At 55.8% G+C, this 19,229-nt stretch carries 19 protein-coding genes; 9 read left to right on the forward strand and 10 right to left on the reverse strand.

Annotated elements, in window-relative coordinates; genetic code table 11:
* Window positions 1-11 precede the first annotated feature (11 nt).
* The 5 genes from AC2LB6_RS11365 to yeiP form a co-directional block, all read right to left on the reverse strand.
* A complete protein-coding gene (locus tag AC2LB6_RS11365; RefSeq protein WP_490093575.1) occupies window positions 12-1,574 on the reverse strand; it encodes a cyclic di-GMP phosphodiesterase in 1,563 nt (520 codons plus the stop codon).
* A gap of 222 nt (window positions 1,575-1,796) precedes the next feature.
* Window positions 1,797-2,372: a bifunctional murein DD-endopeptidase/murein LD-carboxypeptidase gene (mepS, locus tag AC2LB6_RS11370; RefSeq protein ID WP_090959377.1), complete on the reverse strand. Its 576-nt coding sequence runs from the start codon at window positions 2,370-2,372 to the stop codon at window positions 1,797-1,799.
* Window positions 2,373-2,884: 512 nt separating this feature from the next.
* Window positions 2,885-3,592 (reverse strand): phosphatase PAP2 family protein, encoded by a 708-nt coding sequence (locus AC2LB6_RS11375; protein WP_490093576.1) that lies wholly within the window; start codon window positions 3,590-3,592, stop codon window positions 2,885-2,887.
* A gap of 44 nt (window positions 3,593-3,636) precedes the next feature.
* Entirely contained in the window at window positions 3,637-4,605 is a 969-nt protein-coding gene (locus AC2LB6_RS11380) for a CobW family GTP-binding protein (protein WP_490093577.1), read from the reverse strand.
* A 74-nt stretch (window positions 4,606-4,679) separates the two neighbouring features.
* On the reverse strand, window positions 4,680-5,252 hold the full coding sequence (gene yeiP / locus AC2LB6_RS11385) for an elongation factor P-like protein YeiP (protein ID WP_003854146.1): 573 nt from the start codon (window positions 5,250-5,252) through the stop codon (window positions 4,680-4,682).
* Between the two features lie 163 nt (window positions 5,253-5,415).
* Here yeiP and AC2LB6_RS11390 point away from each other — a divergent pair, with 163 nt between their 5' ends.
* From AC2LB6_RS11390 to fruA, 4 genes are all read left to right on the forward strand, one after another.
* Window positions 5,416-5,670, forward strand: coding sequence for a YkgJ family cysteine cluster protein (locus AC2LB6_RS11390; protein WP_490093578.1), 255 nt, complete (start codon window positions 5,416-5,418; stop codon window positions 5,668-5,670).
* A 272-nt stretch (window positions 5,671-5,942) separates the two neighbouring features.
* Window positions 5,943-7,073 (forward strand): fused PTS fructose transporter subunit IIA/HPr protein, encoded by a 1,131-nt coding sequence (gene fruB, locus AC2LB6_RS11395; protein WP_490093579.1) that lies wholly within the window; start codon window positions 5,943-5,945, stop codon window positions 7,071-7,073.
* Window positions 7,070-8,008, forward strand: a complete 939-nt coding sequence (gene fruK / locus AC2LB6_RS11400; RefSeq protein ID WP_090959394.1) for a 1-phosphofructokinase — start codon at window positions 7,070-7,072, stop codon at window positions 8,006-8,008. Before fruB ends, fruK begins: the two co-directional genes overlap by 4 nt.
* 16 nt (window positions 8,009-8,024) lie before the next feature.
* On the forward strand, window positions 8,025-9,737 hold the full coding sequence (gene fruA / locus AC2LB6_RS11405) for a PTS fructose transporter subunit IIBC (protein WP_490093580.1): 1,713 nt from the start codon (window positions 8,025-8,027) through the stop codon (window positions 9,735-9,737).
* Window positions 9,738-9,798: 61 nt separating this feature from the next.
* Here fruA and nfo read toward each other — a convergent pair whose 3' ends face one another.
* Entirely contained in the window at window positions 9,799-10,644 is an 846-nt protein-coding gene (nfo, locus tag AC2LB6_RS11410; RefSeq protein WP_490093581.1) for a deoxyribonuclease IV, read from the reverse strand.
* 51 nt (window positions 10,645-10,695) lie between these two features.
* Window positions 10,696-11,751, reverse strand: coding sequence for a YeiH family putative sulfate export transporter (locus AC2LB6_RS11415; protein ID WP_490093582.1), 1,056 nt, complete (start codon window positions 11,749-11,751; stop codon window positions 10,696-10,698).
* A gap of 106 nt (window positions 11,752-11,857) precedes the next feature.
* On the opposite strand from AC2LB6_RS11415, the gene AC2LB6_RS11420 reads away from it, so the two are divergent.
* From AC2LB6_RS11420 to AC2LB6_RS11440, 5 genes are all read left to right on the forward strand, one after another.
* On the forward strand, window positions 11,858-12,232 hold the full coding sequence (locus AC2LB6_RS11420; protein ID WP_490093583.1) for a YkvA family protein: 375 nt from the start codon (window positions 11,858-11,860) through the stop codon (window positions 12,230-12,232).
* 9 nt (window positions 12,233-12,241) lie between these two features.
* Window positions 12,242-13,108, forward strand: coding sequence for a DNA-binding transcriptional regulator YeiE (gene yieE, locus AC2LB6_RS11425; protein ID WP_490093584.1), 867 nt, complete (start codon window positions 12,242-12,244; stop codon window positions 13,106-13,108).
* 116 nt (window positions 13,109-13,224) lie between these two features.
* Window positions 13,225-14,691: an amino acid permease gene (locus tag AC2LB6_RS11430; protein ID WP_490093585.1), complete on the forward strand. Its 1,467-nt coding sequence runs from the start codon at window positions 13,225-13,227 to the stop codon at window positions 14,689-14,691.
* Between the two features lie 212 nt (window positions 14,692-14,903).
* Window positions 14,904-15,980 (forward strand): FecCD family ABC transporter permease, encoded by a 1,077-nt coding sequence (locus AC2LB6_RS11435; protein ID WP_490093586.1) that lies wholly within the window; start codon window positions 14,904-14,906, stop codon window positions 15,978-15,980.
* The gene (locus tag AC2LB6_RS11440; RefSeq protein WP_490093591.1) at window positions 15,980-16,768 is read left to right on the forward strand and encodes an ABC transporter ATP-binding protein; all 789 of its coding nucleotides are present in this window, start codon (window positions 15,980-15,982) and stop codon (window positions 16,766-16,768) included. The genes AC2LB6_RS11435 and AC2LB6_RS11440 overlap by 1 nt, the downstream gene beginning before the upstream one ends.
* 87 nt (window positions 16,769-16,855) lie before the next feature.
* On the opposite strand, the gene fghA is transcribed toward AC2LB6_RS11440, so the two are convergent.
* From fghA to AC2LB6_RS11455, 3 genes are all read right to left on the reverse strand, one after another.
* Window positions 16,856-17,698 (reverse strand): S-formylglutathione hydrolase, encoded by an 843-nt coding sequence (gene fghA, locus AC2LB6_RS11445; RefSeq protein ID WP_490093587.1) that lies wholly within the window; start codon window positions 17,696-17,698, stop codon window positions 16,856-16,858.
* Between the two features lie 12 nt (window positions 17,699-17,710).
* Complete coding sequence (locus AC2LB6_RS11450; RefSeq protein ID WP_003854127.1) at window positions 17,711-18,835, reverse strand: S-(hydroxymethyl)glutathione dehydrogenase/class III alcohol dehydrogenase; 1,125 nt, start codon at window positions 18,833-18,835, stop codon at window positions 17,711-17,713.
* Between the two features lie 74 nt (window positions 18,836-18,909).
* Window positions 18,910-19,229: LysR substrate-binding domain-containing protein (locus tag AC2LB6_RS11455; RefSeq protein WP_490093588.1), on the reverse strand; the 320-nt coding region annotated here is incomplete at its 5' end.

Genomic DNA, 19,229 nt, shown 5'->3' on the forward strand with positions numbered 1-19,229 from the left:
GGCAGGCCATGTCAGGCTTTATGACGCCGGAAATAGTCTATCAGCGTTTCCGGCCGCAGCGGACGGCTAAAAATGTAACCCTGCAGATGAGTTACACCGCGATTAATCAGCCAGGCCGCCTGCTCGCCAGTCTCTACGCCTTCGGCCACACTTTTAAGGTTCAGCTTCTTTGCCAGTTGCAGCACGGTGTCCAGTACCGGCGAGGTCTGGGTACCGATACCGATGCTCTGAACAAAACCGCGATCGATTTTCAGGTAATCAAAGTCATAGCGTTCCAGATAGATCAGCGCGCTGTGACCGGTGCCAAAATCATCAATGGCGATATGGATCTGCTGCTGATGCAGCCAGTCGAACAGTTCTCCAACGTTTTCGCCGCGCACCATAGCGCGCTCGGTAATCTCAAACACATAATTAAAGTGGTCCGCAGGCATGGTATCAAGCCAGTGCAGCACATCCTGACGAAAGCCGTTGTCAGTGAGATGCAGAGGCGAAATATTGAGGCTCAGGCAAGCATGTTGGGGAATGGTATGGCACAGCAGGTGCGCATCACGGGAAACCAGCTGAAACAGATGCCGCGTCAGCGGAATAATCAGGTTTTGCGACTCGGCGTACGGAATAAACACATCGGGCGGGATCGGGCCTTTGGTTGGGTGTGTCCAGCGTAATAAGGCTTCCATGCCATAAGGATGACCATCATGAGAGGTAACCAGCGGCTGATATTCAACGTGAAACTCGCCGCGCTTCATGCCCCGAATCAGCTCTTTACCCGGACGCTGATAAACCGACAGCAACAACCAGCAGCCGCCAGCAACCAGCAGCGACAGCAGAAGGCCACACAGCAGGATATTCTGGTAGTCGCTGAATGCCAGCGTGGAGCCGTACAACACAAATTGCAGTGGATAACCTGTCAGCGCCTGCCGGACCAGTGGCTGCGGCAGATTTGTGTTTTCAATGATGCCAGACTGCCAGCTGGTTAAGGCGCTGCGCTGGGCCATCAGTGCCATACCGGTAATTTCCGGATGCCTTGACGCCAGCAGTTGATACGGCGCCAGGGTGATATTCAGCGTCGCGAACACGCCTGACTGCAGATTGCCGGGATTTTTAATCCACAATGCCAGCGCCGGTTTATTCGGCTGTAATGGCGTGCCTGGCATCAGTTGCAAATCGAAATCGTGCGAAATATCGCTATGAGGCGCAATGACATTAATCGGCAGACTAAAACTGCCGGTGGCCGAGGAGCAAAAGGCGTTCCCGTCCTTAACCAGCAGGATGGCGCGAAGGTTACCGGCAAAGGCGGCGCGTGAGGTGAGTTCACGATTAATGGTATGACATGCAGTGTGGGTAAAGGGAAGCAGGGGGCTGAGGGTGCTGTTGAGCAGGCTGGAGAGCGTTTGCTGTAAGGCTGTGCGGCTGTTCTCCAGCAATTGCTGATGTTGTCGTTCGCGCTTCTGCCAGGTCTGGTGAAGCGACAGTGCGGTAAATAAAAGAAAGAATAAGCCGCCAGTCATCGCGCTACTCCATGCGATGCGGCGAGGATAGGTTGCATGGCGCCGTAGCGCCCCCGACAGTGGCATGAGGAACTTCCCCTGATCAAATTATTATTATGTTATTGCGCACGACTGCTTCGGTTTAAGCGACCGAGAATATAACGAGAGTATCTGAAAAGTCTCGTTGTTAATCTGAATGACAATGCATTTATCTTATCTATCTGCTGCCAGTAAAGATAAGGAACGAAAAAAAACGCTGCATAAGCAGCGTTTCATGTTCTCTGGCTGAGAGAAGATCGAAGGTGATAATCAGGTCGGGTTACGACTTAATACACGGCGTCCTTCACGATAACGTTTTTTCCAGTAGTCATCATTGAGACTGGAGATCATGACGCCACTACTGGTGGACGCATGAACGAAGTTATCGTTACCCAGATAGATACCTACGTGACGGCCCGTTGAACCGGCACGGAACATCACCAGATCGCCAGGACGCAGTTTACCGCGGGTAATCTCTTTGCCGGTGTCCTGCTGCTCAGAGGTAGAACGGGGTAATTCTAAGCCAAACTGATCGCGGAAGGTGCGTTGTACAAAGGCGGAACAATCGATCCCGCGTTTGGTATCGCCACCGAGGCGATAGCGCACACCTTTCCAGACGGCGTATTGTTCCATGATGCGCGACTTAACGTCGACATTACGCACCATTTCTTCAAACTCATCCTGAGACGCCTGAAGTAAAAAACCATTGTGGTTGTTAACTTCATGATTCTCGTTATTCGCGTTTTGACTGCTATGGGTACTGCTACAAGCTGAGAGGAGTGTTGCCAGCGCCAGGGCGGGCACGATCCGCAAGATATATCTCAGTATTGGTTGAGACTTGACCATTATTCGGGTTTTCCTTCGATTTCCTTACGACAAAATTGTCGCCAGCCAGATGACAAAACAGGAAGATTAATAAGCGCAACAGACTAAGACAAATCCTTAATTACTAAAATGTGTTAATGGACACACTTTAACGGTAAAAAATCCGAATTTTCTGCCGCTGTAGCCTCACTGCGACTGAGGTTAACTGATTACAGACGCCGTGGCGAGTGCTTTTAATCAATTTCATATAGGTTTTTTTGATGAGAATCAAACCGTAACACACTGACTACTTTAGCTACAATTGTGGTCAAATGATGAAGAGAACAGGCGGTGAAAGGGGCGCTAATTCAGGGCATAGACCCTGTTTTTAGATTTTTCTTTATTGACAGAGGAAGTTGGTGACTATTTAGCCTGCCAGCAGAGTCATAACCTTTTCTTTTCGTGTTTTTAATTAGCAGGCTAATAGTGGTGAGCTGTTTTTTATAAGCGCGGGGGGTTAAGACCAGGGCGATTTAACCGACCGCGCTTAACATTTACATCACGGGCTTATATTTACCCGGTAATTTGCGATAAAACCAGTTAACCAGCACATCACTGGCTGGCGTTAATAGCCACCAGCTCAGCCCAACTAATATTACCGACAGCGAACCGACGGCAATATCGGTAAACCAGTGCGCACCCGCCATGACGCGCGGCAGTGAAAATACAATCACAATAGCGGCGGCAATTAAAAAACGGCTGAAGCCAAAATAACGCCACATAAAGCAGGCGAAAATAATCAGCATCATACCGTGGTCGCCAGGGAAGCTATCTTTCGAGGCATCTTTCGCGGGGATACCGGTCAGTTCACTGACGCGATGCACGTTCTCGAAGAACAGGGTCGGACTGGAGTGTTTCACCGGCAGCAAATGACCCAGCTGATTGAGCACGACAGCGGTAAGCAACATGGTGATGCCGATACCCAGCATCCGGCGCTGCGCCTGTGGCGTTTCGCGCCGCCATATCGACAAATAAAGCAGGCCCATCGCCAGCAGTGACACCGCATCAAAACCACGGAAATTGGTGATAGCGACGATCAGCGCGAACAGCGGATGGGCCACCATCTGATTATTGAAGCCAAAGAAAACAGTTTTATCGATGCCAAACCAGAAACCATGTTCAGGCGGCAGATACCACGAAAGAAATAGCACTACGCCCAATGCATTAAGCAGCAGGATAGTAATGAGGCGGGTTGCGCGCATAATCAAAAACTCATTTAAAAAAATAACCGCCGAGAATACCTGTCTTAGCGTAAACGGCACTTCAACAACGCCGATTGTAGCCGATTCCAGTCAGTCTGCTGGGAATGGATGAGTTCAATGCGGCTATCGGGTGGCGGCGAGGTGAGCGTCTCACTTTGCAGATCTTTTGCCTGGCAGTTAATACGCATTGTGCCTTCTGCTGTGCGCATTACGCCTTTGATGCGATCTACCTGTGCCTGCCGGACCCATTCCAGCAACGCGTTACTATCAAAAAGCGTATCAGCATCAAACAACCAGCCGCAGGCGCTATAGTCCTGGCCATGGTTCAGCGCCCGACGCCAGCGCGCCTCGCCATCCAGTCTTAACGCTGCCAGACCGCTGGTGGGATTGGCTGGATGATGGTGATGTGGCACGGGAAGTTCACGGGGCTGAAAATGCGTATCCAGCACTGAAAGCGGGATCTGACCAAATTCTGTTTCTATTAACGGACGGGGAGGCTGCATCTGCTGCTGCCAGCCAGCCAGGCGCTGACGATCTTCTTCATCCCAGCAGTCGCGCTTATTAGCGATAATAATATCGGCGGCAGCCAGCTGATCGCGGAAGTTTTCATTGGCAACGATACGGGGGTCAGCGAGCTGGCGAGCATCCAGCAGCGTCAGGGTGGCCTTCAGTTGCAGCCACGCCTGATAAACCGGCGCACTTAACATATCTAACACCTGACGAGGATGGCCCAGGCCGGTGGGCTCGATCAGCAGCCGATCGGGTTTGCTCTTCAGCAGCATATTCAGCCCGACCTGCATTGGCAGGCCATTCACGCAGCAGAGGCAGCCGCCGGGGATCTCTTTGAGTGTGGCACCGCGATCGGCCAGCAGGGCGCCGTCGATCCCGATCTCGCCAAATTCATTAACCAGCACTGCCCACTTTTCCCCGGCGGGCCGGGCTGCCAGCAGATGGCAGAGCAGCGTGGTTTTGCCGCTGCCCAGAAAACCGGTAATCAGATTAACACGTGTCATGGTATCGACTCCTGCCTGGCGATAGCGTGTAATGTAATATTATAACACTATCACGATGAGCAGCAGGTCAGGGGTTAGTCTGCCCGGCCCATGTAACGGCGTTCTGCAATATGGATGCGGATGCGGTCGCCGTTGCTGAGGTATTCCGGAACCTGGATAGAGAGGCCTGTGCTCATTCCGGCTGGTTTGGTGCGCGCGCTGGCGGAAGCACCTTTAATGCCTGGTGAGGTATCTACGATCTCCATATCCACGGTTTGTGGCAGTTCCAGCGCCAGCACCTGACCTTCCATCGTCAGCACGTGAATGCCTGGGATGCCGCCTTCAGGGATAAACAGCAGCTCTTCTTCAATCTGCTCCTGTTTAAAGGAGTAGGGGGTGTAATCCTCATCATCCATGAAGATATATTCGTCACCATCTATATAAGAGAAGGTGACGCTGCGACGACTGAGCGAAATCGCATCAATAATCTCGTCGCCTTTAAAACGTTCTTCGACTTTTAAACCGGTGCGCACATCGGTAAAGCGCATTTTATACAGGGTGGCGGCACCGCGTGCGCTGGGGCTCTGGACATCAATGTCTTTAACCAGCAGCAGTTTACCGTTGTGTGTGACGGCCATCCCTTTTTTGATTTCATTGGCTTTTGGCATTGCTGTTCTCGCTATCTTGAGAGTGAAGTGCGCGCAACGTTACTCGCGCCGGTGAAAACTGGCAATATGGCGGATACGAAATTTTGTGTCAGGCCGCGGCTTTCATGGTAATCAGTGCGGTGGACTGCTATTGTCGCCGCGACTTTCTCTGCCGGAGCACAGCATGCAATGCCGAAGCCAATGTGGTGCCTGTTGCACGGCGCCCTCTATTTCTTCACCCATTCCTGGCATGCCTGACGGTAAACCCGCCAACACGCCCTGCGTCCAGCTTGATGACACATTGCGATGCAAATTGTTTGGCTCACCGCTACGTCCTGCCGTCTGTGCAGGCCTGCAACCAGCACATAGCATGTGTGGCGATTCGCGCCATGAGGCGATGACATATCTATTGCAGCTTGAAGCGGATACCGCGCCCTGAGGCGCTGACGCTGCTGAAGTTTCTGGTCCACTCATCTCTGGTTTACAGCAACCGCGTCAGCCTGTTCACTTTTTATTCCCTTTAAACACCCCGAAATGTGCGTAACGTCAAAAATCTGTTACGCCGTTTGCGCATTTTCTTGCCTCCGCAAAGTGGCTGTACCACAATCCCTGAAACGTTTCAGCGGTGACTGCGCCACCTGTTTTCAACAGCATGGCGTAAAAAAATCCCCACTGGCTGAAACGATTCAATCTCAGCAAGCGAGGAGAATTATGTTCCAGCTCGAATTGCAGGCCATCCATACCGGAGCCAGCGCCCAGAACAAAGAAGAGGCCATTCGTCAGGTTGCTGCCGCGTTAACCGCTGCGGGCAACGTGACGGAAGGCTATGTCAACGGCATGCTGGCACGCGAACAGCAGACCTCAACCTTCCTCGGCAACGGCATCGCAATCCCTCATGGCACCACCGATACCCGCGATATGGTGCTGAAAACCGGTGTTCAGGTGTTTCAGTTTCCGCAGGGCATTGCCTGGGGTGACGATCAGACCGCCTACGTCGCTATCGGGATTGCCGCTAAGTCGGATGAACATCTGGCGTTGCTGCGTCAGCTGACGCATGTTCTGAGCGATGACACCATTGCCGAACAGCTTAAAACCGCCTCTGCTGAAGACCTTCGTGCGTTGCTGATGGGCGAGAAACAAGCCGCCGAGTTCAGCTTCGATACCTCATTAATTACGCTCAACGTCGCAGCCAGCGATCTGATCACCCTGCAGGCGATGAACGCCGGTCGGCTGCAGTCTGCAGGCGTGGTGGATTCCAGCTACGTCGCAGACGTGGTCTCAACGGCTCCGCTGAATCTGGGGCAGGGCATCTGGCTCAGCGACAGCAGCCTCGGCAACCTGCGCAGCGGCGTAGCCATCAGCCGCGCTGAACATGCATTCGACCATCAGGGCGAATCAGCGGCGCTGTTAATCAGCGTTTCAGCGACCGATGAACGTCCGCTTGAAGTGCTGGGTTACCTCAGCGCATTACTGCAGCAGGGCAAAGCGGATCGTCTGCTGAAAGCCGATGCGGCAGGCGTCTACGCACTGCTGACCAGTGAAGTTGATGAGCAGGCTGACGTGCTGACCGCTGAATACACTATTCGCAACGAACATGGCCTGCATGCCCGTCCGGGCACCGCGCTGGTCAGCGTGATCAAGCAATTCAACAGCGACATCACCGTGACCAATCTCGACGGCAGCGGCAAACCTGCCAATGGCCGCAGCCTGATGAAAGTCGTTGCGCTGGGCGTGAAGAAAGGCCATCGCCTGCGCTTTACCGCCAGCGGCGACGATGCACAGCAGGCGCTGAACGCCATTGAAGAAGCGATCACCAGCGGTCTGGGTGAGGGGGCATCATGAGCAGACGCGTCGCCACCATCACGCTGAATCCGGCGTATGACCTGGTGGGATATACTCCTGAAATTGAACGCGGCGAAGTCAACCTGGTGAAAACCACCGGGCTGCACGCGGCGGGCAAGGGCATTAACGTTGCTAAGGTGCTGAAGGATCTGGGTATCGATGTCACTGTGGGTGGCTTCCTGGGTAAAGAGAATCAGGACGGTTTCCAGCAGCTGTTCAGCGAGCTGGGCATTGCCAACCGTTTCCAGGTAGTGCCTGGCCGTACCCGTATCAACGTTAAACTCACTGAACAGACCGGCGATGTCACCGATCTGAACTTCTCCGGTTTTCAGGTAACCGCGCAGGACTGGGATCGTTTTACGACCGATTCTCTGACGTGGCTGGGCCAGTTCGATATGGTCTGCGTCAGCGGCAGCCTGCCAGAAGGCGTCGATCACGATGCCTTTACCCGCTGGATGACCGAACTGCGTACCCACTGCCCATGCATCATCTTTGACAGCAGCCGCGAGGCGTTGGTGGCAGGACTGAAAGCCGCACCGTGGCTGGTTAAACCTAACCGCCGTGAGCTGGAAATCTGGGCCGGTCGCAAACTGCCTACTCTGCAGGATGTGATTGGCGCTGCGCACGAACTGCGCGAGCAGGGGATCGCCCATGTGGTGATTTCGCTGGGCGCTGAAGGCGCGCTGTGGGTCAACGCTTCAGGCGAATGGATTGCTAAACCGCCGGTGTGTGAAGTCGTCAGCACTGTGGGTGCAGGTGATTCTATGGTTGGCGGCCTGATTTATGGCCTGCTGATGCGCGAATCCAGCGAACACACGCTGCGTCTTGCGACTGCCGTGGCGGCGATGGCCGTCAGCCAGAGCAACGTTGGCGTTTCCGATCGTACTCAGTTGGCCGCAATGATGGCGCGCGTCGACTTACAACCCGTTAACTGACAGCAGGAGAGCGATAATGAAAACGCTGCTGATTAAAGACCCTACACTGGGACTGGCTTCCGCATACATGGCGCAACAACGTCTGGCTGCTGCCGCAGCTGCTGCGGGCCTGACTCTGACTGATAATCCTGCCGACGCTGAACTGGCGATTGTGCTGGGCAAAAACGTGCCGGACGATGCGGCGCTGAACGGCAAAGCGGTCTGGCTGGGTGATATCCAGCTGGCAGTCCGCGAGCCAGAAACCTTCCTGAACCGCGCCAAAGCTGAAGCCAAAACCTGGCAGGCTCCTGCTGCAGTGGCAACACTTGCAGGCGCACCTGCTGCGGCACCGGCTCAGGCTGGCGCGCAGAAACGTGTGGTTGCCATCACCGCCTGTCCGACCGGCGTGGCGCATACCTTTATGGCTGCCGAAGCTATTCAGGCTGAAGCGACCCGTCGCGGCTGGTGGGTGAAAGTTGAAACCCGCGGTTCAGTGGGTGCCGGTAACGCGATCACCCCGGAAGAAGTCGCTGCCGCCGATCTGGTGATCGTCGCAGCAGATATCGAAGTCGATCTGGCGAAATTTGCCGGTAAGCCGATGTACCGCACCTCAACCGGTCTGGCGCTGAAGAAAACCGCGCAGGAACTGGATAAAGCAGTCGCAGAAGCGAAGCCATACAAAGCGGCGGCTGGCGGACAGAGTAATGAGAGTGAAGAAGAGAAGAAAGGCGGAGCAGGAGCTTATCGTCACCTGCTGACCGGTGTTTCTTACATGCTGCCGATGGTGGTTGCGGGTGGTCTGAGCATCGCTCTGTCGTTCGCTTTTGGTATCACAGCCTTTAAAGAGCAGGGCACACTGGCCGCTGCACTGATGCAAATCGGTGGTGGCAGCGCCTTTGCCCTGATGGTGCCGGTGCTGGCGGGCTTTATCGCCTTCTCCATCGCTGACCGTCCGGGTCTGACGCCAGGTCTGATTGGCGGTATGATCGCCACCAGCATCAACGCAGGCTTCCTGGGGGGTATCATCGCGGGCTTCATTGCCGGTTATGCGGCGAAGCTGATCAGCGGCAAAGTTAAACTGCCGCAGAGTATGGAAGCGCTGAAACCGATACTGATTATCCCGCTGTTCGCGAGCCTGATCACCGGCCTGCTGATGATCTACGTGGTGGGCAAACCGGTTGCGGGCATCATGAGTGGCCTGACGCACTGGCTGGCCAACATGGGCACGGCGAATGCGGTCCTGCTGGGCGCGATTCTGGGCGGTATGATGTGTACCGATATGGGGGGGCCGGTGAACAAAGTCGCTTACGCATTTGGCGTTGGCTTACTGAGTTCGCAGACGTATGCACCGATGGCCGCCATCATGGCAGCCGGTATGGTGCCACCGCTGGCGATGGGTCTGGCTACACTGGTTGCCCGTCGTAAATTCAACAAAGGTCAGCAGGAAGGCGGTAAAGCGGCACTGGTTCTGGGTCTCTGCTTTATCTCAGAAGGTGCGATTCCCTTCGCGGCCCGTGACCCGATGCGCGTTCTGCCTTGCTGTATCGTAGGCGGTGCAACGACTGGCGCGATCTCCATGGCGATTGGCGCGAAACTGATGGCACCGCACGGTGGACTGTTTGTACTGCTGATCCCTGGCGCGATTACTCCGGTTATCGGCTATCTGATGGCGATTATCATCGGCACTGCGATTGCAGGTCTGAGCTATGCCGTACTGAAACGTCCGGAAGAGCAGCTGGCGAAAGCCTGATTTGCAGAAATGCATAATCTGCTGAAGTAAAAATAAAAGGGAGCCAGTTGGCTCCCTTTTGCTATCCCTGCTGTTCGGCTTTCAGCCAGGCAATCTCATCTTTCCAGATATCAGGATTAATGGTTTCCAGAATCAACGGGATGCCATCAAACCGCGGATCTTTCATCAGCCAGCTAAACGCCGTTTTGCCGATATTCCCTTCACCCAGGCTGTGATGGCGGTCAACATGGCTGTCGAAGGCGCTTTTGGCATCGTTAAGGTGCATGCCGCGCAGATAGTTAAAACCTACAATGCGCTCAAACTCGGCAAAGGTCGCTTCGCAATCCGCTGCGGTGCGCAGATCATAACCGCCAGCAAACGCATGACAGGTATCGATGCAGACGCCGACGCGCGACTTATCTTCGACATGCTCAATAATGGTGGCGAGATGCTCGAAGCGGAAACCCAGGTTACTGCCCTGACCGGCAGTATTCTCAATCACGGCGGTGACGTTCTGACTCTGGTCGAGGGCGATATTGATCGACTCTGCAATCCGCCTGAGACAGGCCTCTTCTTCAATCTGATGCAGATGGCTGCCGGGATGGAAGTTCAGTAGCGTCAGGCCGAGCTGGTCACAACGTTTCAGTTCATCAATAAAGGCAGCGCGGGATTTCTCCAGCGCCTCTTCAACCGGATGACCGAGGTTAATCAAAAAACTGTCGTGCGGCAGGATTTGCTGCGGACTGTATTTGTACGTCTCGCAGGCGGCGCGAAAAGCATCAATCACCTCAGTGGAGAGCGGTGCCGCCTTCCACTGACGCTGATTTTTCGTAAAGAGGGCGAAGGCGGTGGCTTCTATTTCATGGGCGCGGATCACGGCCTGATCCACGCCACCTGCCGCACTCACGTGTGCACCAATATATTTCATGCCTTTCTCCTGGGGCTATGCACGGATGAAACGGCATGATACCCGATGCCGCTAGCCCATGAAATGTTGCACCAGCAGATTGATAGTGCCGCCGCCCGCGATTAACCAGCCAAATACCAGCGCGCCCAGCAGCAGCGGTTTAACGCCCGCCTCACGCAATGCCCCGAAACGGGTGGTTAATCCCAGTGCCGCCATCGCCATCGCCAGTAGCAGACCCGCCAGCTCGTTCAGCGTGGCAACCACCGTGGCAGGCAGCAGCTGCAGCGAGTTAAACAGCGCAACCGCAATAAACATCAGGGCAAACCAGGGAAACGTCACCGGCTGACGCGTTTTGCTCGTTTTGCGATTACCGCGTAACACCGCACTCAGACAGAGCAGGAACGGGGCCAGCATCATCACCCGCAGCATTTTGGCAATCACGGCGCTGTTCTCGGCTTCCGGGCTGATGCTGTGTCCGGCGGCCACTACCTGTGCGACTTCATGGATGGTAGAACCGGTGAAAACTCCAAACTGCGCGGCACTCAGGCCCGGAAACAGGTGATGCGCCAGCGGCCACAGCAGCGGATAGATAAAGATCGCCAGCGTACCGAACAACACCACGGTCGCGATAGCCACCGCGACTTTCGACGGCGCGGCTTTCACCACCGGCTCGGTCGCCAGTACGGCCGCAGCCCCGCAGATACTGCTGCCTGCACCAATCAGCCAGACGGTATCGCGATCCAGCTTCAGCAGCCGGATGCCCAGCAGGCAGGTCACCAGGAAGGTGCTGCTCAGCGTCAGCGCATCAATCAGGATGCCGCTAAAACCGACGTCGGCGATCTGTTGTAAGGTGATGCGAAAGCCAAACAGGATGATCCCCAGTCGTAGCAGCTTCTGTTTAGCCAGCACTACGCCGCTGTCGCAGCGCGATGCCAGTGGTGTATAGACGCTGTTGCCGACCAGAATGCCCAGCATAATCGCCAGGGTCAGTGAACCCAGCCCTGCTGCTGCAATCGCCGGTTGCTGCGCCAGCCAGCTGGCAGCCGCGGCAATCAAGGCAGTCAGCAGCAGACCGGGGAACCAGAGCGTAACAGGATGATGCGTTTTAGCGATGCTCAGTTCGGTCATGATGGTCACTCCTCGTGGTTGAGTCCTGATCATGATGGCGACTGGCTTAAAAGTGAAATTGATAATATATTTATAATTGACCAGAATAAACGATAAGGCAGTGATCATGATAGTTTCGCGTCTGCGCCGCTGGGCGACGCTGATCAAAAGAGATGTGTTTGTGCTGTGGTTCGCTTTTCGCGATCCGCGCACGCCCTGGTGGAACAAGCTGGCGATGATGGGGCTGGTCGCCTACGGTGTCAGTCCTGTCGACCTCATCCCGGATGTCATCCCCTTTGTCGGTCTGCTGGATGACGCGGTGATCATTCCGACGGGCGTCATGGTGCTGTTACGATTACTGCCGCGAGAGGTGCGCATTAGCAGCAGCGAGCGGGCGCAGGCTCAGCATTCCCGCGGCAAAAAAATGGCAGGCTGGCTGGTGGTGTTTGGGCTGATCTGGCTGGCGTTAATCATTTATCTTGTCAGGCATTCACTACGTTAAGAGGCGACGATGCACATAACGCTGCGGCAAATCGAAGTGTTCACCGAAGTGCTTAAGAGCGGTTCCACTACCCAGGCCTCACAACTGCTGGCGCTGTCGCAGTCGGCGGTCAGCGCGGCGCTGGCCGATCTGGAGAGCCAGCTTGGCGTACAGTTGTTTGATCGGGTCGGCAAACGGCTGGTGCTGAATGAGCATGGGCGGCTTCTCTATCCGCGTGCGGTCGGGCTGCTGGAGCAGGCAGGTGAAATTGAGCAGTTGTTCAAAGAGGATAACGGCGCGATCCGCATCTTCGCCAGCAGCACCATTGGTAACTACCTGCTGCCGGGGATGATGGCCGCCTATCGTCGCGATTTTCCCGGTCTGCCGCTGGAGCTGAGCGTTGGCAACAGTCAGGATGTGATTCAGGCAGTTTCCGATTTCCGCGTGGATGTCGGTCTGATTGAAGGGCCGTGCCACATGACCGAACTGGTCAGCGAACCCTGGCTGGAAGATGAGCTGGTGGTGTTTGCTGCGCCTGATGCCGCAATTCTGCAACAGCCAGTGACGCTGAAAACCCTGGCGGAAGCGCCTTGGATCCTGCGTGAACGCGGCTCCGGTACCCGTGAAATCGTCGATTATCTGCTGCTTTCACATCTGCCGAGTTTTCAGCTGGGCATGGAACTGGGCAACTCCGAAGCGATCAAGCATGCGGTGCGGCACGGCATGGGCATCAGCTGTCTTTCGCGCCGGGTGATTGCCGATCTGCTGGAGGCGGGCACGCTGACAGAACTGGCGATTCCGCTGCCGCGTCTGACCCGAACTCTCTATCGCATTCATCACCGGCAGAAGCATATTTCAAAAGCACTGACGCGCTTTTTGTCCTATTGCCGTGAGTGACTGCTAATAATTCCGGCGCGATCATGAACTTAACTTATAACAGCATGGCATCGCTATACAGAGTCGGTCTGGCTGCTACAATCGCGCCTCATTTTTACCCAGCGTAGCGTTAACACATGCATAATGACTCAAAAACAACACAACAACCTGCATTACGACGTGCGTTAAAAGCCCGTCATCTGACGATGATCGCCATCGGCGGTTCCATCGGTACCGGCCTGTTTGTCGCCTCTGGCGCAACCATCGCTCAGGCTGGCCCCGGCGGGGCACTTCTCTCCTACATTCTGATCGGCCTGATGGTCTACTTCCTGATGACCAGTCTCGGTGAGCTGGCCGCCTTCATGCCCGTATCGGGTTCTTTCGCCACCTACGGCGCAAAATATGTCGAAGAGGGCTTTGGCTTCGCGCTCGGCTGGAACTACTGGTACAACTGGGCAGTGACCATCGCGGTTGACCTGGTGGCGTCCCAGCTGGTGATGACCTACTGGTTCCCCGACACGCCTGGCTGGATCTGGAGCGCGCTGTTCCTGGGTCTGATATTCCTGCTTAATTACATCTCGGTGAAAGGCTTTGGCGAGGCGGAATACTGGTTCTCGCTGATTAAAGTGGCCACCGTGATTATCTTTATCATTGTTGGCGTACTGATGATTACCGGCATTATGCGCGGTGCGGAGCATGCGGGCTGGCAGAACTGGCAGGTGGGCGATGCGCCGTTTGCGGGTGGCTTTGCCGCGATGATTGGCGTGGCAATGATTGTGGGATTCTCCTTCCAGGGCACCGAACTGATCGGTATCGCGGCGGGCGAATCTGAAGATCCGGCGAAAAATATCCCGCGCGCGGTGCGGCAGATTTTCTGGCGTATCCTGCTGTTCTATGTGTTCGCCATCCTGATTATCAGTCTGATCCTGCCTTACACCGATCCGCAGTTGCTGCATAACGACATTGACGATATCAGCGTCAGCCCGTTCACCCTGGTGTTCCAGAATGCCGGTCTGCTCTCTGCGGCAGCGGTGATGAATGCGGTGATCCTGACGGCGGTGCTGTCAGCGGGTAACTCCGGTATGTACGCCTCAACGCGTATGCTTTACAACCTGGCGAGCGAAGGCAAAGCGCCGCGCATTTTCGCGAAGCTCTCTAAAGGCGGCGTTCCGCGCAATGCCTTATGGGCGACGACCGTCGTGGCCGGGCTGTGCTTCCTGACCTCTAAGTTTGGTAATCAGGAAGTTTATCTGTGGCTGCTGAATACCTCAGGCATGACCGGTTTTATCGCCTGGCTGGGTATTGCCATCAGTCACTATCGCTTCCGTCGCGGCTATGTCGCCCAGGGACATGACCTGAACGATTTGCCTTACCGTTCCGGCTTCTTCCCGCTGGGGCCGATTTTCGCCTTTGTGCTTTGCCTGATCATTACGCTGGGTCAGAACTATCAGGCATTCCTCAACGACAGTATTGACTGGTACAGCGTAGCAGCAACCTACATCGGTCTTCCGCTGTTCCTGATTATCTGGTTCGGCTACAAGCTGACGCGCGGCAGCCGTTTCGTTAAGTACAGCGAAATGGAGTTCCCGGTTCACAAAGATTAACTCTGTGCGCAGACACCATCGCGCGGTGCCCGCCAGGGATGGCGGGTTTTGCGTCTTTGCGAAAGGCGCAGGCTCCCTGAGTTATTCTCCCGCCTGTAACACCATTTTTTCATGTTTTTTCACGTCTCGCTTATGTTCTCGAATTGATAATTATTATCACCTGCACTATTGTGGCTGCGTTTTCTGACGTGATAGCCACACAGGGTTCAAACATGACTACCGAAACTTCGCTGCTGGCGGGGGAAGAGACGCTTCACCACACCATGCAAAACTACCATCAGGTGCTGCGCCGCCGCCTGATCTGGATTGGCGTATTACTGGTGGCAATTGTTGCCTCGCTGATCCTCGACTTCACGCTGGGTCCGGCCGGACTCTCACTTGAAACGCTGTGGAATACGCTGCTTAACCCCGACAGCGTTGATGCCGGCACCCGCGTTATTGTCTGGGACATTCGTCTGCCTTATGCGCTGATGGCGCTGGTGGTGGGGTTGTCGCTGGGCCTTGCAGGTGCAGAGATGCAGACCATCCTGAATAACCCGCTGGCCAGCCCGTTTACACTCGGTGTCTCATCGGCGGCGGCGTTTGGTGCCGCGCTGGCGATCATCCTCGGTGTCGGTATTCCCGGCATTCCGGATCAGTGGTTAATCTCTGCCAACGCCTTTGTCTTTGCGCTGTTTGCCGCGCTGATGCTGGATGCTGTGACCCGCTGGACTCAGGTCTCCTCAGCGGGCGTGGTGCTGTTTGGTATTGCGCTGGTCTTCACCTTTAACGCGCTGGTTTCAATGATGCAGTTCATCGCCAGCGAAGACACGCTACAGGGCCTGGTGTTCTGGACCATGGGCAGCCTGGCCCGCGCCTCCTGGGAGAAGCTGGGCGTGCTGACCGTGGTGCTGGCCATCCTGGTGCCGTTTTCAATGTTGAGCAGCTGGAAGCTGACGGCGCTGCGTCTGGGTGAAGACCGTGCGGTGAGCTTTGGCATTGACGTGCGGCGTCTGCGGCTTACCACCCTGCTGCGCATCAGTATTCTCTCGGCACTGGCCGTGGCGTTTGTCGGACCCATCGGCTTCATCGGCCTGGTCGCTCCCCACATTGCACGTATGATGTTTGGCGAAGATCACCGCTTTTACCTGCCAGCCAGTGCGCTGGTCGGCGCGCTGGTGCTGTCGCTGGCGTCGGTCGCCTCGAAAAATCTGATCCCCGGCGTGATCATCCCGGTCGGCATCGTCACCTCACTGATTGGCGTGCCGTTCTTCCTGAGTATTATTCTGCGTCATCGGGGGACGGTATGATGGAACAGGGGCTGACGTTACGCGGCTTCAGTGCCGGTTACCCAAAAAACAAAGTCATTGATAATCTCAATATCGCGCCGCTGCCGTGCGGCGAGATCACCGTGCTGCTGGGACCGAATGGCTGTGGTAAGTCGACGCTACTGCGTGCGCTGGCCGGGCTGAATAAAGGTCAGGGTGAGATGTGGCTCAACGGTGAGGATCTCATGACTCAGCCGTTTGCCCGTCGTGCGAAGAACGTGGTCTATCTGCCGCAGTCACTGCCTGCGGGCGTGCATCTGCATGTGCTGGAGTCGATCATTGTGGCGCAGCGTGCCTCTGGTGGACTGCACAGCGCCAGCAGCGAAGCGGAAATCATGCATCTGCTGGAGCAGCTTGGCATTGCCCATCTGGCGATGCGCTACCTTGATCAGCTCTCTGGTGGACAGAAACAGCTGGTCGGGCTGGCGCAGTCCCTGATCCGTCGTCCTAAGCTGCTGCTGCTGGATGAACCGCTGAGCGCGCTGGATCTTAACTACCAGTTCCACGTCATGGATCTGGTACGCCGCGAAACAGCCCAGCGCAACATCGTGACGGTGGTGGTGGTGCATGACATCAACATCGCGCTGCGTCATGCGCAGCATGCGCTGATGCTGAAGCAGGGCGCACTGGTGGCGGAAGGGCAGCCGGATAAGGTGATTACGCCGGCTACGCTGGCAAAAGTGTATGGCGTGGATGGACGTATCGAACACTGCTCGCGCGGCATTCCGCAGGTGATGATCGACGGTCTGACCGGTCCGGCACTGGTCTGAGAATCGGGCAAGGCCTGGCTTAGAGCCAGCGTTTGCGGCAGTTCAGCATGCAGAAAAGTTCAGGGCCGCAATCGCGGCCCTGATTATTTATGCCAGCAGATGCTGCGCATGGAAGCGCAGGTGGTCTTCCACAAAACTGGCAATAAAGAAGTAGCTATGGTCATAACCCGGCTGAATACGCAGCGTCAGCGGGAAGCCCACCTCTTTAGCGATCTCTTCCAGCCGCTCCGGTTGCAGCTGATCGGCCAGGAACTGATCGCTGTCTCCCTGATCGATCAGCATCGGCAGCCGATGCGACACTTCCGCCATCAGCTGGCAGCTGTCATATTCCCGCCACGCCGCACGATCGTCGCCCAGATAGGCCTGAAACGCTTTCTGGCCCCATGGCACCTGCATCGGGTTCACAATCGGCGCAAAGGCAGAAGCCGAGGCAAAGCGATTACCCAGACGCAGCGCCAGCATCAGCGCGCCATGTCCGCCCATGGAGTGACCCATAATTGACTGACGTTCACTGACCTTGAAGTTATCCGCAATCAGTGCCGGCAACTCGCTGCTCAGATAATCGAACATGCGGAAATGGCTGGCCCAGGGCTGCTGGGTGGCATTGAGATAAAATCCCGCGCCCTGGCCCAGATCGTATCCCTCATCGTTCGCCACGCCGTCACCGCGTGGACTGGTGTCCGGCATAATCAGCACCAGACCCAGTTCCGCCGCAACGCGCTGTGCGCCCGCTTTGGTAGTGAAGTTCTCATCGTTGCAGGTCAGCCCGGCCAGAAACCAGACCACCGGCGGCGGTGCATCACCGTGCGGGGTCGGCAGATAGATGCTGAAGGTCATCGGGCAGTTCAGCACTGCTGACTGATGACGCCAGCGCTGCTGCCAGCCGCCAAAAATACGGTGTTCTTCCAGTAGCTCCAGAGTGGATGCCATAACGCCTCCTGATTACTTGTTAAAGTGCACTACCGAGCGAATCGATTTTCCTTCGTGCATCAAATCAAAGGCGTCGTTGATCTCTTCCAGCGGCATGGTGTGGGTGATGAAGTCGTTCAGAGCGAATTTACCGTCGAGGTAATCCTGCACAATGCCTGGCAGCTGTGAACGGCCTTTCACACCGCCAAACGCGGAACCGCGCCAGACGCGACCGGTCACCAGCTGGAACGGACGGGTAGAGATCTCTTCACCGGCACCGGCAACACCGATAATCACAGACTCGCCCCAGCCTTTGTGGCAGCACTCCAGTGCGGAACGCATTACGTTGACGTTGCCGATACACTCAAACGAGAAGTCCACGCCACCGTCGGTCAGCTCGACAATCACATCCTGAATCGGCTTATCGTAATCTTTCGGGTTAATCAGATCGGTGGCACCCAGTTTGCGAGCCAGATCGAATTTGCTGGTGTTGAGGTCGATCGCGATGATGCGACCTGCTTTCGCCATTTTCGCGCCAATAACCGCAGAAAGACCGATGCCGCCGAGACCGAAGATCGCCACGGTGTCGCCTTCTTTCACTTTGGCGGTGTTCATTACCGCGCCCATGCCGGTAGTGACGCCACAGCCCAGCAGACAAACCTCTTCCAGCGGTGCTTCTTTACTGATTTTCGCCAGTGAGATCTCCGGGATGACGGTGTACTCAGAGAAGGTCGAGGTGCCCATGTAATGGAAAATCGGTTTGCCATCTTTGAAGAAGCGGGTGGTGCCATCCGGCATCAGGCCTTTACCCTGGGTGGCGCGAATGGCCTGGCAGAGGTTAGTTTTGCCCGACAGACAATACTTACATTTGCCACACTCCGGGGTGTATAGCGGAATGACATGGTCACCCACTTCCACGCTGGTCACGCCTTCACCCACGGCTTCCACGATGCCGCCGCCTTCATGGCCGAGAATCGCCGGGAAAACGCCTTCCGGGTCGGTGCCGGAGAGAGTATAGGCGTCGGTATGGCAGACACCGGTTGCGACAATACGCACCAGCACTTCGCCTTTCTGCGGTGGCATCAAATCCACTTCTTCGATTTTCAGTGGTTCGCCAGCAGCCCAGGCAACAGCGGCACGGGTTTTGATCATGTTCATGCAATCCCTCTTCCAGTCAGATTGTGACGCGTAATAGCGCCAGTTTGTCGTGATTTAAACATAGCGTGGAACGCTTATTCCGCCGCCTGCAATGGGTGGATCAGCTCATCATTGAGCGGACGATCGTCAAACTGTTCAATAATCAGGTATTTCAGCGCTTCAACATTCGGGGTAAAGGCGTCGCGTCGCCACATCAGCCAGGTGGCGGTGTCGCGATAAGCTGCGGGTAAGGTATGCGCCTGCACCCGCGACCGATCCGCCATCTGCTTCAGTACCGATGCCGGGATCATCGCGACGCCTGCGCCGCCCGCTACGCAGGCCAGCATCGCGTGATAGGACTGAATCTCCATCACATTATCGGGTGCGGTCTGGCTGTCGCGATACCAGCTCTCCA

It is taken from the genome of Pantoea sp. RCC30.1 (genome assembly GCF_058148845.1).